The following is a 14,878-nucleotide window of genomic DNA, read 5'->3' as shown; positions in this document are numbered from 1 at the left end:
GCAGCACCTCCGCCCGACGGCAGAGGCAACGAGGCCAGTATTCTAACCGCCCGCCCGGCACCTCGTCCGGGCGGGCGGCGGAATCACGCTGCGCTGAGCTTCGCCGCCGCGTCGCGCAGCGCGGTGCGCAGTCCCTCTTCCACCACCGGGTGATAGAAGGGCATTTCGAGTGCGCGCTGCACGGTCATGCCCGACTGCATGGCCCAGGCCAGCAGGTGAGCCAGGTGCTCGACGTCGGGACCCATCATTTCGCAGCCGATCAGGCGACCGCTGGCCTTGTCCGCATACACGTGCAGCAGGCCCTTGTTGCGCAGCATGACGCGCGAACGGCCCTGGTCCTCGAACGACACCTCGCCGGTGACGAAACTGTCCGGCGCCAGATCGACGAAGCGCTTGCCGACCGTCGCCAGCTGCGGATCGGAAAACACCACCGCGATCGGCTCGCGACGCAGACCGGGCTGCACATCGGGGAAGCGCGCCGCGTTCTCGCCGGCGATCCTGCCCTCGTCGGCGGCCTCGTGCAGCAGCGGCAGATCGTTGTTGGCGTCGCCGGCGATGAAGATCGGCGTGCGGCCACACTGCATCGTCGTGCGGTCGAACTCCGGCACACCGTTGGCAGCGAGCGTCACCGACGTGTTCTCCAGCCCGAGGTTCTTCACATTGGGCGTGCGGCCGGTGGCGGCGATCACCCACTGGAAGTCCTTGGTCACGACGCGGTCGTCCTGCATTTCCTGCACGATGCGCACGCCGTCCGGTCGCTCCTCGACCGACACTACCTTCGCGTCGGCGTGCAACGGAAACTCCTCGGCGAAGGCGTTCGTCGCGTAGGCCTTCAGCGCCGGATCTGAGAACGGGCCGACGAAATGACCGCGGCCGAACACCTCGACGCGCACGCCAAGACGGTGCAATGCCTGCCCGATCTCGAGGCCGATCACGCCCGGGCCGAACACGGCCACCGATTCCGGCAGATCGGTCCAGTCGAACACGTCGTCGTTCACGATCAGGCGCTTGCCAGCCGGCTTCAGCATCGGCGGCACCGCCGGCGACGAGCCGGTCGCGATGACGGCGCGGCCAAAGGTGACCACCGTGTGTTCATCGACCTGCAGGCTGCGGTCGTCGATGAACTTGGCGTAGCCGCGCAGCTTGTGCTCGACAGGAATGCTGTCGACACCGCGCACCACGAAGCCGACGAAGCGGTCGCGCTCGCGGCGCACGCGTTCCATCACGGCGCGGCCATCGATGCGCACCGAACCTTCGAGGCGGATGCCGAAGGCGTCCCACTTCTCGGTCACGTGCGCCGCTTCCGCCGCGGCGATCAGCAGCTTGCTCGGCATGCAGCCGACGCGGGCGCAGGTGGTGCCGTAAGGGCCGCCCTCGATGATGACAGCCGACTTGCCGCCAGCGATGGCGGCGCGATAGGCGGCGAGACCGGCCGTACCGGCGCCGATCACCGCAACATCCACGATCATTTCCTTCATTTCAGTCTCCCTGGTCGGACGATCAGGGCTGCGCACCCTGCGGTGCGCAAGCCTGATCGTACGGCGGGTCGCCCAGCCGTACGTTCATCGAGCGCCGCTTACTGCGCCGCCGCCCACTTTTCCAGATCTTCCCAACCGCCGATGTGCTGGCCGTTGATGAACACCTGCGGCACGGTCTTCGCACCGACGATGGCCCCCAGGGCACGCGAACGCTCGGTGTGCGGCAGGTTGATCTCGGCGTAGTGGTAGCCCTTCTCCGCCAGCAGCGCCTTGGCCTTGGCGCAGAAGCCGCAACCCTCGCGGGTCAGGATGGCGACCTGATCCGGCTTCTTCGCGTTCGGGTTGATGTAGTTCAGCATCGTGTCCGCATCGGACACCTTGAACGGGTCGCCCGGTTCCTGTGGCTCGACGAACATCTTGCTCACCACACCGTCCTTCACCAGCATCGAATAGCGCCAGCTGCGCTTGCCGAAGCCGAGGTCCGCCTTGTCAACCAGCATGCCCATACCTTCGGTGAATTCGCCGTTGCCGTCGGGAACCAGGGTCACGTTGTCGGATTCCTGGTCCTTGGCCCATTCGTTCATGACGAAGGTGTCATTGACCGACACGCACAGGATGTCGTTGACGCCGTTTGCCTTGAACGCCGGCGCCAGTTCGTTGTAGCGCGGCAGATGGGTTGACGAGCAGGTGGGCGTGAATGCGCCGGGCAGCGAGAACACCACCACGGTCTTGCCCTTGAACAGATCTTCGGTGGTGACGTTCTTCCACTCGTTGTTCTCGCGAACGCGGAAAGTGACGTTGGGGACGCGCTTGCCTTCGTGGTTCTGCAGACTCATGTTCATCTCCTTGAGTGATGGACGGGATTCAAAAGGGTGATGCCACACGCCGCTTGCGGCGCTGCACATCGACAGGACGCATTCTGGACATGCGCCACACTTCGGTCCAATTGATTGATTTGATCGTATTGATCGTATAATTCGATCAACAATCCGGAGCATGCTCATGTCCGCCCTGCCCTCCCTGCGCCAACTGCGCTACCTGATTGCCGTATCCGAGAAGCTGAACTTCACGCAGGCGGCGGAATCCTGTTTCGTCACTCAGTCGACGCTGTCGGCCGGCATCAAGGAACTGGAAGCCACGCTCGGCGCACAGCTGGTCGAGCGCGAGCGGCATTCGGTCATGATGACGCCGGTCGGCGCCGAGGTCGTGGAGCGTGCCCGCCGGCTGCTGGCCGAAGCGGAGGATCTCACCGAGTGGGCGCGCAATGCCGAGCGGCCGATGAGCGGCCTGCTCAAGCTCGGCGTCATCCCGACCATTGCGCCCTTCCTGCTGCCCGCCGTGCTGCCCGCGGTGCGCGCGCGCTACCCCGAACTCAAGGTGGCGCTGCGCGAGGACCTGACGGGCAACCTGCTGTCGCGGCTCGCCGCCGGCCAGATCGACTTCGCGCTGATCGCGCTGCCCTACGACACCGGCAACCTGCAGGTACAGCTGCTGTTCGACGAGGAGCTGCTGCTGATCGCGCCGGCCGGGCGCGAGGCCGACATGCCGCGCGACATCGGCAAGCTGGACCCGGACGCGCTGCTGCTGCTCGAAGAAGGCCATTGCCTGCGCGGACATACGCTGGGCGGTTGCCGGCTGGACGAACCGCGGGTGACCGGTATGGAGGCGACCAGCCTGTTCACGCTTGCGCAGATGGTCGAGGGCGGGCTGGGCATGGCGCTGCTGCCCGACATGACCTTGCGCTCCGGCCTGCTCGGTCACATGAATCTTGTCGCGCACCGCTTCTCCGAACCGCGTCCGCGCCGTACCATCGCACTGGTCGCACGCAGTTCGAATGCCCGCCAGGAGTGTTTTTCACGGCTGGCCGAACTGATCGCCGGACAGGCGCCGCAATCCGCTCCGGGGCAACCGGACGGAACCGCCGCCTGAAGGCCGCACTCACATCCGCGTCAGCATCAACGAAGGGAGCATCAAAATGAGTACGATCAACATCGGCATTCCCGAAGAGCAGCGCCGCGCCATCGCCGACGGCCTGTCGCGCCTGCTGGCCGACACCTACACCCTCTACCTGACCACGCACAACTTCCACTGGAACGTGACCGGTCCGATGTTCAACACGCTGCACCTGATGTTCGAAGGCCAGTACACCGAACTGGCGCTGGCCGTCGATCTGGTGGCCGAGCGCATCCGCGCGCTGGGCTACCCGGCACCGGGCACCTACTCGGCTTACGCCAAGCTCACGTCGATCAAGGAGCCGGAAGGCGTGCCGTCGGCCAACGACATGATCCGCCAGCTGGTCGCCGGCCAGGAAGCGGTCGTGCGCACCGCACGCAGCATCTTCGCCGTGGTCAACGAAGCGCACGACGAGCCGACCGCCGACCTGCTGACGCAGCGCATGCAGATCCACGAAAAGAACGCGTGGATGCTGCGCAGCCTGCTCGAAGGCTGATCCCCCGCGTTGCAGAATCTGCCGGCCCGCAAGGGCCGGTTTTCATTTGCGCGCCAGCACTGCGCAGATCCATACGACCAGCGCGCACAGCGCGGCACTGAGCAGGATGTGCGACGGGAAATGCGCACCGCGGGCAACCTGAACGGTTCCGGCCACGCCCCCGAGCAGCAACACGCCAGCCAGCGCCAGTTGACGCCGTGCGCCGACCAGCACCGGCAGCAGTGCCAGCCACATGAAAGCGGTGGCGGCATGTCCGCTGGGCAGGCACTTGCCTGGCCCCGGCTCGGTCGGTCGCATCTCCAGCAGTCGGAAGTACTGCCCCCGGCCCCCGAAATCGCCGACATACCAGGGACAGCTGTGGGCCGACTGTGCCCGCGCCAGATTCACCGCGATCACGGCCAGCAGCGAAGCGACGAGCACGAAAGCCAGACGGCGACGCAGATCGCCCGCCACACCGCGCAAACACATAACAATCCAGCCCGCCAGCAGCGAAACCCAGACCACCACCGCAAGCCACTTCAGGCCGTCGTGCAGCACGGCGGACAGCAGCCACTGCCGACGCAGCGGAAAGGTGCCGGTCGCCGCGTCGAAGAAGTGCGCGACGCTGGTCAGATCCGCATCGCTCCAGCGGTTGCTCCAGAGCGCCAGCAGCGCCGACAGCACCGCCACAGCGAGCAGGTCGGCGTGCCGCCGCATCACTGCGCGGCAGGCATCTGCAGGCGCCCCTGCTTGAAGGCCGCGGCGGCGGTCTGGTAATAGGCGATCGCCTCCTTCACGCGCTGCGGGTCCGGCTCGGTCGGCGTCGATTCCAGTGTTGCGGGGTTGACGCGGTATGCCCTGACCACGCGCTGCGGCGACAGCACGGTGAGCAGGTCGCCGCGCAGATAGCCCAGGTCCTGGTAGTTGGAAATGAACACGCGATCCAGCTGCACGTGCTCTTCGAAGAAGGCGCGGCCGAAGAAGTGGTCGTCGCCATTCTTGCCCATCACTTCGAGCAGCGTCGGCGCCAGATCGATCTGGCTCAGACGGTCGGTGAATTCGCCCGGCGGCAGCATGTCCGGCGCGTAGAAGATCAGCGGAATGCGGTACTTGGCCACCGGCAGCCGGGTGCGGCCAGCCACCGACGCGCAGTGGTCGGCGACAAACACGAACAGCGTGTCGGCGAACCACGGCTGCTTCTTAGCCTCGCGGATGAACTGGCCGATCGCCCAGTCGGTGTATTTCACTGCGCCGTGCCGGCCGCCCGGCGACGGAATGTCGATGCGCCCGTCCGGGTAGGTGTAGGGCCGGTGGTTCGACGTGGTCATGATCTGCGCGAAGAAGGGCTTGCCCTCGGCCGCCTTGCGGTTCATCGCGATCAGCGCGTTGGCGTACAGCGACTCGTCCGCCACGCCCCACACGTTCTCGAACACGATGCTGTCCTTCGGGAAATCGGTGCGGTCAACGATGAGGTAGTCGTTACCGCGGAAATAGCTGTTCATGTTGTCGAAGTAGCCGTAGCCACCGTAAATGAACATCGGCACCACACCCTGCGGCGCGAGGATTTCCCCGACTGTCGACAGGTTGTTGTTGTTCGTCCGTCGGACGATGGCCTGACCGGGCACCGGCGGCGTGCCGAGCGACAGTGCCTCCAGACCGCGCACGGTGCGCGTACCGGTGGCATACACGTTGGCAAAGCGCAGTCCTTCGGCGGCGATGCGGTCCAGTTCGGGCGTCAGGCCTTCCTTCGATCCATAGGCACCGACATACTCCGCCGACAGGCTCTCGATGGTCACCAGCACCACATTGCGCGGCCGGCGGGTGAAGGGTGACTTGTCGTGCGGCGGATCGTCCATCGCGCTCGGGCTGTCCTCGGCGCTCAGCGGCAGGCGCTCGACATGCAGCGTACGCAGCACCTCGTCCGCCTCTTCCTGCGGCAGCGTCGCGTACCAGCGTGCGTAATCCAGTTCGTTGCGACGCATCGCCGCCGCCAGCGAGAAGAGGCCGTTGCCGGCCAGTTCGTCAGCGTAGGCGTCGCCGCTGCCTTCCATCTGCTCGATCGTCGCCAGCTGCGCCGCCGTCGGCAGCAGCACGGCCGCCGCCAGCATGGCGACGCGCACGCGCCACGGGCGCGCGGAGACCGCGAACGACAGTCGCCGTCGCAGCACGATCACGAGCAGGGCCGACAGCGACACGATGCCGCCGACCAGCGCCCCGACCGGATAGGACTCGACGATGTTGCCGATCACTTCCTGGGTGTACAGCAGATAGTCGACCGCGATGAAGTTGAAGCGGGTCGAGAACTCGTCCCAGAACACCACCTCGGCGACCGCACCGAACAGCAGCAGCGCCACCGCCAGCCAGAGTACGCCCCAGCGCACACCGCCCATGAGCCGGCTGGCGCGCAGCCGTGCCGGCAGCAGGGCCGAGATCGCGAGCAGCGGTGCCAGCATCCAGGCCAGCGTCGCCGCGTCGAACCACAGGCCGCGCCCGAACACGTGCACTGCGGCGCTGCCGGCGTCGGCGTACAGCCAGAGGCCCAGCCGCAGCAGCGTCCAGACTGACAGCGCCGTCAGCGCAAGTACCAGCAGGAAGGGCAGCGCGCGCCGCTGTGGCGCAAGGGATTCAGTCATGGAATGAAATCGTCAGGCGGCGGATCGCTCGCCGAACCGCTTGTACAGGATGGGCAGCAGCAGCAGTGTTAACGCAGTACAAGAAACCAGGCCGCCAATGACAACGATTGCAAGCGGCCGCTGGATTTCCGAACCGGGCCCGGTGGCGAACAGCAGGGGCACCAGACCGAGGGCCGCCATCGACGCCGTCAGCAGCACCGGCCGCAGCCGGCGCTGCGCACCGTGCACCACGGTGTCCAGCATGGACAGGCCGGTCGCGCGCAACTGGTTGAAATAGCTCACCAGCACCACGCCATTGAGCACCGCGATGCCGAGCAGCGCGATGAAACCGACCGACGCCGGCACCGACAGGTATTCGCCGGACAGCGCCAGCGCGAACACGCCGCCTATCATCGCGAACGGGACGTTGGCCATCACCAGCGCAGCCTGGCGCAGCGAATCGAAGGTGCTGTAGAGGATGAGGAAGATGAGCACCAGCGCCGCCGGCACCACGAGTGCCAGCCGCTGCGCCGCGCGCTGCTGGTTCTCGAACTCGCCACCCCAGGTCAGCCGGTAGCCCGGCGGCAGCTCGACCTTCTGCTGCACCTGCGCGCGAGCGTCCTCGACAAAGCCGACCAGATCGCGCCCGCCGACGTTGGCGATCACCACCATGTTGCGGCTGCCCAACTGGCGGTTGATCTGCACCGGCCCGCCGACGCGCTCGAAGCGCGCGATCTGTCCGAGCGCGATGCGCCCACCGCCCGGCAGCGCCACCGGCAGCTGCGCCAGTTCGTCGGCCGCCGCCGTACTGCCGCGGGCGCGCACCAGCAGCGGAATGCGCCGCTCCAGCTGCTGGATCAGCCCCACCCGCTCGCCCTCGATCTGCGCACGCAGGCCGGCCGCTAGCGTGTCGATGTCCAGTCCGGCACGCGCCAGCGCGTCGTTGTCAGGCACGACGCGCAGATACTGCACGCCTTCGTTGCGCACGAAGAAGACGTCCTCGGCACCCGGTGTCGCGCGCAGCACTTCGGCGATCTCCTCCGCCTTGCGGTTCAGCACGTCGAGATCCGGACCGAAGATGCGGATCGCCAGATCACCGCGCACGCCGAGAATCATCTCCGATACCCGCATTTCGATCGGCTGCGTGAAGGCGTAGGCCACGCCCGGAAACTCGTTCAGCAGTTCGCGGATGCGATGGATGATCGCCGGCTTGTCGACGCCGGGCGGCAGGCTGATGAAGGTATCCGTCTGGTTCAGGCCCATCGGATCGAGACCGATCTCGTCCGAGCCGGCACGCGCCACCACCTGCAGCGCCTCCGGCACCCGCTCCTTCAGCGCGCGCTGGAACTGGGTATCGATTGCCAGCGACGCATCGAGACTGATGGACGGCAGTTTCTCCAGCTGCACGATGAGGCTGCCCTCGTCCATCGTCGGCATGAAGGTCTTGCCCAGCCCCATGTACAGCACTACGGCGACGACACCGAGCAACCCGGCAATGCTGCCCACCACCGCCGGTGCGGCGAGCGCCTTCTGCAGCAACGGTGCGTAGAGCCGGGCGAGCGTGCGCGGCAGCCAGGGATCGGCGTGCGACTTCGCACTCAAGGTGAGCCGCGCCAGCAGCGGTATGACAGTCAGCGACAGCAGCAGCGAACCGGCCAGCGCAAACACGATGGTCAGCGCCACCGGCGCGAACAGCTTGCCCTCCAGCCCCTGCAGGCTCAGCAGCGGCACGAATACCAGCGCGATGATGACGATGCCGGCAGTGGTCGGCACCGCCACCTCGCGCACCGCGTCCAGCACCACCTGCTGCCGTGGTCGTTGGTCGGCACCCGGCTCGTGCAGATGGGCGACCACGTTCTCGACCACCACGACGGCAGCGTTGACCAGCAGGCCGATGGCGATCGACAGTCCGCCCAGGCTCATCAGGTTGGCCGACAGGCCGAACTGGCGCATCAGCAGGAAGGTCCACAGCGCCGACAGCGGCAGCACCACCGCCACCGCCAGCGCGGCGCGCAGATTGCCGAGGAAGAGGTAGAGCATGACGCCGACCAGCACCACCGCTTCCAGCAGCGCCTTCGACACCGTGCCGACGGCGCTGGCCACCAGTTCGCCGCGGTCGTAGAAGGGCACCACCTTCACACCGGCAGGCAGCGCCGCCTGCACTTCCTCCAGCCGGGCACGCACGCCGGCCACCACCTGCTGCGCGTCGGCGCCGCGCAGGCCGAGCACGAGGCCCTGCACCGTCTCGCCCTCGCCGTTGTGGGTGACGCCGCCCATGCGGGTGAGCGCGCCCAGCTTCACCTCGGCAATGTCGGCCACCCGCACCTGGGCGGTCGGTGTCGCGTGCACGACCAGACGGCCGATATCGTCGAGCGAGGTGAGGCGGCCCTGCACGCGCACCAGCAGCGTTTCCTCGCCTTCGTTGATGCGGCCTGCACCGTCGTTGCGGTTGAAACGCTCCAGCGTGGTCCGCAGTTCATCAAGCGTGATGCCGGTGGCGGCCATGCGGACGGCGTCCGGCACCACTTCATAGGCGCTGGCCAGGCCGCCCAGCACGTTCACGTCGGCCACGCCGCGCACCGTGCGCAGCGCCGGACGGATCACCCAGTCGAGCAGCGCGCGCCGCTCGGCGATCGGCAGATCGCCTTCGACCGTGAACATGAACATTTCGCCCAGCGGCGTGGTGATCGGCGCCAGCCCGCCGGTCAGGCCCGGCGGCAGGTCGCCCATGATGCCGTTCAGCCGCTCGCTCACCTGGTTGCGCGCCCAGTAGATGTCAGTGCCGTCCTCGAAATCGATGGTGACGTCGGTGAGGCCGTACTTGCTGGTCGAGCGCAGCATGGTCTGCTTAGGCAGGCCCAGCATTTCGATCTCGATCGGCGTGGTGACGCGCGTTTCCATCTCTTCCGGCGTCATGCCGGGTAGCTTGACGATGATCTTCACCTGCGGTGCCGACACGTCGGGGAAGGCGTCGATCGGCAGGTTCATCGCCGCATTGAGGCCGACGGCGATCAGCAGCAGCGCCGCCAGCACGGTGAGCAGCGGGCGCGCGAGCGCGCCGCGGGTCAGGGCGTCGAGCATCATTCGGCTCCGCCGTGGCCCAGCCACACCGCCTTGATCGCCGCCACCCCGCTGACCGCGACCGGGGCCTTCGCGTCGAGCGTGCCACTGACGGTGGCCTGCGCGCTGTCCTGCGACAGCACCTGTACCTCAACCGCGCGGAAGCCCTGCGCGGAGCGCATGAACACCCAGCTCCTGCCGTCGTGATGAAGCAGCGCGCCCGCCGGCACCGACCAGGCGGCGGCTGCCGTCGCGCTGCGACGCACCGTGACCCACTGGCCGGGCCGCAGCCCGTTCTTCGTCGGTGGTAGTTCGGCGCGGATACGCACGGTCTGCGTGGCGTCCGACGCGCCCCAGCCTATCTGCGTCACCCGCGCCCTGCCGGCGCTTCCGTTGACCTCGATCAGGTCGCCCTCGCGCACCGACGCCGCCTGAGCGACCGGCAGGTTCAGTTCCAGCATGAGCCTGTTCGCATCGGCCAGGCGCAGCAGCGGGTCCGCCTCGTTCACGCGCTGACCGGGCAGCGCCATCCGTTCGAGCACGGTCGCAGCGGCCGTGGCGCGGACCTGGATGCGGCCGGCCGAAGCGTCGGCCGCCGACACCCCCATCAGGCGCAAGCGCGACTGTGCGGCCGCCAGCGCAGCGTCGGCCTGCGCCGCGGCCGCCTCCGACTCGCGCACGCGGCGCTCGGCGATCAGCCCTTCGGCATGCAGCGCGCGGTCGCGCTCGCGGTTGCCGCGCGCCAGTTCGGCTGCGGTGCGCGCCTGCGACAGCGACGCGCCCATGTCCGGCAGGTCGGCGCTGCGCAGCTCCGCCAGCACAGCGCCGGCCGTCACCTGCTGGCCTTCGGCCACCGGTACCCGCACGACCACGCCGCCGGACGGTGCGGTCGCCACCCACTCGGCATCGGGCGAAGCGACCACGCGCGCAGACCACGGCGTAGCCAGCGCACTCTTTGCCTCGACCGGCAGCGCTTCGCGCACACCGAGACGCTGCATCTGGGTCGGTGCGAGCACGATGTCGGCGGCCTGCGCCGAAGCGGTGATCAGGCCGAGCAGAAGTAAGGCAGCAAAGGGTTTCAAGGCAGTATTCCCAGACTGTGGTTGTAGCGCGCGACGGCGCGCGACCAGGCGATTTCGGCCAGCGCCGCGGCGCGGCGTGCGCTGGCTGCGCGCGCCTCGACCAGTAGGCGCTCGGCCAGCGATGTTTCGCCGAGGCGGTAGGCGCGGCGCCCCAGTTCGACCTCGCGCTCGGCGACTTCCTTCTGACCGAGCGCCAGCGTGCGCGCCTGTTCGCGCGCGTGCAGTTCGTGTTCAGCCTCATGCAGCGCCAGTTCGGCATTGCGGCGGGCGAACGCCAGCTCGTCCTCGGCGCGCGCCAGTTCGATCTGCGCCGGCGACAGCGCAGCGCTGCGGTGGGCCTCGCCACCAAAAGGGATGGAAATCGTCGCGCCGACGCTGTCGGTGGTGGGCATGTCGGCCGCCGTTTCCGAGCGCACGCCGACCAGCAGGCGCGGGGCGCCACTGCCCTGCGCCTGCAGCGTGCCGAGCGCACTGCGCGCCCGCTCGACGTGGGCCTGCGCCATCAGCACCGGCGGATAGCCCGTTGCCTGTGTCGCCACCGCTTCGCGCACCTGCTGCGGCAGCGCCTTCTGCCCGGTCAGCGCGGTCCAGCCGAACAGGCTGTGCGCCAGCTCGACCTGCGCCTCGTACAGCACGGCATCGCGTTCGCGGCGGGCCGTTTCGGCCGACAGCTTCTCGACCGGCGCCGCGTCGCCGGCGCGGATGCGCCGCGCCACGTCGTCTTCCAGCGCGCGGTAAAGATCGACGTCGGCATCGGCCAGCGTCACTTCGGCTTCGGCCTGCAGCACGCGCCAGAGCTGCTCGCGCAGGTCACCGGCGACGCGCCAGCGGTAGGCGCGCAATTCCTCTTCCGACTGCAGCCGGCCGGCGTCGGCCTCGCGCCGCAGCGCGTCGCGCTGGCCGGACCGCCATAAGGGCAGCTCCAGCCCGGCTTCGAGTTCGCGCAGTCCGGTGTGGCCGGGCAGACGGTCGGTCTGGTAGCGCATCTGCACCGCCGGCGGGCCGGACAGCACGCTGTCGGCGCGGGCGGAGAGCGCGCGTGACTCATTCATGCGCGCCTGCGGCAGCGCGCTGCCAGGTGCGCGGCCGGTCGCCAGATCGAGCGCACGCGACAGCGTCAGCGCACTGTCGCGCAGCACCGGCTGCTCGTGCTCATCGGCGTGCGCGGTCAGCGACTGCGCCCATGCCGGCGGGCACAGCAGCACACAGGAGAACAGAAGGACGGAGCGCATGGACGCAATCGACGGATACGGACAGTCGGCAAGCTTGCGCTCAGGCGGCTTGCCGCAGGGTGAACGCAACATGAACGTCTGTTCATGTTGCGGCCACACGGCGTGCAGGCAGAATGGCGTCCGGATTCGCGCCCGGCGGGCGCGTGCAGACCCTTACTCCAGTTCCCACCGACATGCGCATCCTGGTCGTCGAGGACGACAGCGAAATCGCCGGATTCATCTGCCGCGGCCTGCGCGAAGCCGGCCACGCGGTTGACCACGCGCCGAACGGCCGCGAGGGGCTGTTCCTCGCCACCGGCGAGCAGTACGACGCCATCGTGCTCGACCGCCTGATGCCGCAGATGGATGGTCTTTCGATGCTGGCCGCGCTACGTGCCACCGGCTCGCGCGTGCCAGTGCTCATCCTGAGCGCGCTGAGCCAGGTTGACGAACGCATACGCGGCCTGCGCGCTGGCGGTGACGACTATCTGGTGAAACCGTTCGCGATGTCCGAACTGCAGGCGCGGCTGGAGGTGATCACCCGGCGTGGCCTGATGCCGGTGGCCGAATCGGTGCTGCGCGTGGCCGACCTCGAACTCGACCGCATGACGCACACGGTGCGGCGCGGCGGCGAGGAGATCGCGCTCAAGCCGCAGGAATACCGCGTGCTCGAGTTCCTGATGCGCCACGCCAGCCAGGTGGTCACCCGCACCATGCTGCTCGAAGGCGTGTGGGACTACCACTTCGACCCGCAAACCAACGTCATCGATGTACACATTTCGCGCCTGCGCGCCAAGGTGGATCGCCCGCCCTGGCCACCGCTGATCCACACGCTGCGCGGCAGCGGCTACTGCCTGCGCGCCCCCTCATGAGCGGACGCGACGAGGTCGACGCCGGCCAGCCCTATCTGGTCGAACAGGACGGCCAGCTCACGCTGGCCTTCAGCGAACTGGCGGTACAGAGCACGATGGACGCCGCCGCACCGGAGCGGCTGGTGCTCGAATACTCGCGCCTGATGATGGCGTCGCTGCTGTTCGTGCCTGACCCCGGCCACATCGGCATGGTCGGTCTCGGCGGCGGTTCGCTGGTCAAGACCTGCCACCGCCACTTGCCGCAGGCGCGCATGACGGTGGCCGAGATCTCGCCAGCGGTGATCGCGCTGCGCGATCGCTTCCACATCCCGCCGGACGATGACAGGTTCACCGTCACCTGCGCCGACGGCGCCGAGTGGGTTGCAGCGCACGACCGCGCCTTCGACCTGCTGTGGGTCGATGGCTTCGACATCGGTGGCATGCCGGCGGCGCTGACCACGCAGCGCTTCTACGACGACTGCCACGCAGCGCTGCGCGACGGCGGCGTGCTGGCCATCAACATGTACGCCGGCGATGCGCTGAACAGCGCCTGGGTCGAGCGCGTGGCGGCCAGCTTCGCCCGCTCGGTCAGCGTCGTTGACACCACCGATGGCGACAACCGCATCGTGTTCGCCGCCCGTGGCAACGCCTTCCGGCTGTCGGAAATGAAGCTGGCGCAGCGTGCCCGCGCACTCGAAGCGCGGCTGGGCATCGCCCTGCCCGGCATCGCACGCGCACTGATCGACGGCCGGCGGCGCGCACTGGCCGACAGCGAGCAATGACCCTGCGCCTGAGCACCAGCGCCCGGCTGACGCTGGCCAACAGCGCCCTGCTCGCCGCCGGCTTCGGCCTGCTGCTGATGCTGGTGACCTGGCTGGCCGGGCAGTACATGCTGGGCCACGTCGAGGAAAGTGTCGAAGCCGAGCTGGACATCCTCACTGCCGAGTTCCGGGTTGATGGCGTGCGCGGCATCAGCGGCCTGATCCGCCAGCGGCTGGACGTGCGCTCGGCCAATCACGACCGCGTCTACCGGCTGGAGGACGCGGCCGGCAACCTGCTGATCGGCAACCTGGACCGCTGGCCGGACAGCGCCGGCCGCGAGAGCCTGCCCTTGCGCCTGCCCAGCCTGCTCCACCGCGGACAAACCGAGATCGTCGCCCGCTGGGTGCGCCTGCCGGACGGCAGCCGGCTGCTGGTCGGCTTCGACGAATACGAGGTCGAACAGGTGCGCAGCGACATCCGCCGCGCCGCGCTGGTGAGCTTCGGCCTGATGCTGCTCGCCTCGCTGGGTGGCGGCTACCTGATCACCCGTGCCGCACTGCGGCCGGTCGAAACGATACGACGCGCCGCGCAGCAGATCATGGACGGCGATCTGCAGCACCGGGTGCCGCTGCGCAGCGGCGACGGCGCGGATGAATTCGACCGCCTGGCGCAGACGCTGAACGGCATGCTCGACCGCATCGCGCGGCTGATCGCCAGCGTGCGCGGCGCCACCGACAACATCGCGCACGATCTGCGCTCGCCGCTCACCCGTCACCGTGCGCGCATCGAGGCGGCGTTGAGCCATCCGCCCACGGCGGACGAACTGCCGGACTGGCTGGAGCGCAATCTGGCCGACGTCGACCAGGTGCTGTCCACTTTCCAGTCGCTGCTGCGCATCGCGCGCGTCGATTCCGGCCTGCTGCGCGGCGAATTCAGCGAACTGGATGTCGGCCGCCTGGTGCGTGACGCCATCGAACTGATGGAGCCGCTGGCCGAGGAGCGCGGCCTGCGCCTCGTCGTCAGCGCCCCGGAAGGCGCTGCCTGCACGGGCCACCGCGACCTGCTGTTCCAGACCGTGCTCAACCTGATCGACAACGCCATCAAGTACAGCCCGCACGGCGGCACGGTCGAGCTGTCGCTGACACGCGACGGCGACGACTGGCGGCTGTGCGTGCGCGACGAAGGGCCGGGCATTCCGGCCGCCGAGCGCGAGCGCGTGTTCGAGCGCCTGTACCGGCTGGAAAGTGCGCGCGACACGCCCGGCCTCGGCCTCGGCCTGAGTCTGGTGCAGTCGGTGGTCGCCCTGCACCGCGGCACCATTGCACTTGACGACGCCGCGCCCGGCCTCGCCGTCACGCTGCGCTTGCCGGCCAGACCAGCCGACCGGCACTGAA

General features: G+C 68.4%; 12 protein-coding genes. 5 read left to right on the top strand and 7 right to left on the bottom strand.

Annotated features, from left to right (window positions below; genetic code table 11):
- Nucleotides 1–83 precede the first annotated feature (83 nt).
- Nucleotides 84–1,478 carry a dihydrolipoyl dehydrogenase gene (locus ACQ66H_RS03430; protein ID WP_430432829.1) on the bottom strand — a complete coding sequence of 465 codons (1,395 nt, stop codon included), beginning with the start codon at nucleotides 1,476–1,478 and terminating at the stop codon, nucleotides 84–86.
- A gap of 98 nt (nucleotides 1,479–1,576) precedes the next feature.
- A complete protein-coding gene (locus tag ACQ66H_RS03425; RefSeq protein ID WP_430432828.1) occupies nucleotides 1,577–2,314 on the bottom strand; it encodes a glutathione peroxidase in 738 nt (245 codons plus the stop codon).
- A 166-nt stretch (nucleotides 2,315–2,480) separates the two neighbouring features.
- On the opposite strand from ACQ66H_RS03425, the gene ACQ66H_RS03420 reads away from it, so the two are divergent.
- Together ACQ66H_RS03420 and ACQ66H_RS03415 are read left to right on the top strand one after the other, a co-directional pair.
- Nucleotides 2,481–3,407 (top strand): LysR substrate-binding domain-containing protein, encoded by a 927-nt coding sequence (locus tag ACQ66H_RS03420; protein ID WP_430432827.1) that lies wholly within the window; start codon nucleotides 2,481–2,483, stop codon nucleotides 3,405–3,407.
- Between the two features lie 46 nt (nucleotides 3,408–3,453).
- On the top strand, nucleotides 3,454–3,927 hold the full coding sequence (locus ACQ66H_RS03415) for a Dps family protein (RefSeq protein ID WP_430432826.1): 474 nt from the start codon (nucleotides 3,454–3,456) through the stop codon (nucleotides 3,925–3,927).
- Between the two features lie 42 nt (nucleotides 3,928–3,969).
- Here the strand turns inward: ACQ66H_RS03415 and ACQ66H_RS03410 are convergent, their stop codons facing one another.
- The 5 genes from ACQ66H_RS03410 to ACQ66H_RS03390 are packed head-to-tail and all read right to left on the bottom strand — an operon-like array spanning nucleotide 3,970 to nucleotide 11,892.
- Complete coding sequence (locus tag ACQ66H_RS03410) at nucleotides 3,970–4,623, bottom strand: phosphatase PAP2 family protein (RefSeq protein ID WP_430432825.1); 654 nt, start codon at nucleotides 4,621–4,623, stop codon at nucleotides 3,970–3,972.
- Complete coding sequence (locus tag ACQ66H_RS03405) at nucleotides 4,623–6,539, bottom strand: LTA synthase family protein (protein WP_430432824.1); 1,917 nt, start codon at nucleotides 6,537–6,539, stop codon at nucleotides 4,623–4,625. Before ACQ66H_RS03405 ends, ACQ66H_RS03410 begins: the two co-directional genes overlap by 1 nt.
- 12 nt (nucleotides 6,540–6,551) lie before the next feature.
- Nucleotides 6,552–9,599, bottom strand: a complete 3,048-nt coding sequence (locus ACQ66H_RS03400; protein WP_430435588.1) for an efflux RND transporter permease subunit — start codon at nucleotides 9,597–9,599, stop codon at nucleotides 6,552–6,554.
- Entirely contained in the window at nucleotides 9,599–10,660 is a 1,062-nt protein-coding gene (locus ACQ66H_RS03395; protein ID WP_430432823.1) for an efflux RND transporter periplasmic adaptor subunit, read from the bottom strand. The genes ACQ66H_RS03400 and ACQ66H_RS03395 overlap by 1 nt, the downstream gene beginning before the upstream one ends.
- Complete coding sequence (locus tag ACQ66H_RS03390; RefSeq protein ID WP_430432822.1) at nucleotides 10,657–11,892, bottom strand: TolC family protein; 1,236 nt, start codon at nucleotides 11,890–11,892, stop codon at nucleotides 10,657–10,659. Before ACQ66H_RS03390 ends, ACQ66H_RS03395 begins: the two co-directional genes overlap by 4 nt.
- Before the next feature lie 173 nt (nucleotides 11,893–12,065).
- Here ACQ66H_RS03390 and ACQ66H_RS03385 point away from each other — a divergent pair, with 173 nt between their 5' ends.
- Genes ACQ66H_RS03385 through ACQ66H_RS03375 form a run of 3 tightly spaced genes read left to right on the top strand, consistent with a single transcriptional unit; the run spans nucleotide 12,066 to nucleotide 14,877 of the window.
- Nucleotides 12,066–12,743, top strand: coding sequence for a response regulator transcription factor (locus ACQ66H_RS03385; protein WP_341422443.1), 678 nt, complete (start codon nucleotides 12,066–12,068; stop codon nucleotides 12,741–12,743).
- Nucleotides 12,740–13,504 (top strand): fused MFS/spermidine synthase, encoded by a 765-nt coding sequence (locus ACQ66H_RS03380; RefSeq protein ID WP_430432821.1) that lies wholly within the window; start codon nucleotides 12,740–12,742, stop codon nucleotides 13,502–13,504. Before ACQ66H_RS03385 ends, ACQ66H_RS03380 begins: the two co-directional genes overlap by 4 nt.
- Entirely contained in the window at nucleotides 13,501–14,877 is a 1,377-nt protein-coding gene (locus tag ACQ66H_RS03375) for an ATP-binding protein (protein WP_430432820.1), read from the top strand. Before ACQ66H_RS03380 ends, ACQ66H_RS03375 begins: the two co-directional genes overlap by 4 nt.
- Nucleotide 14,878 lies beyond the last annotated feature (1 nt).

Origin of the sequence: Methyloversatilis sp. (assembly GCF_965284615.1) — a bacterium.
GTDB lineage: Bacteria > Pseudomonadota > Gammaproteobacteria > Burkholderiales > Rhodocyclaceae > Methyloversatilis.
This window is presented reverse-complemented; position numbering and strand designations above follow the sequence as displayed.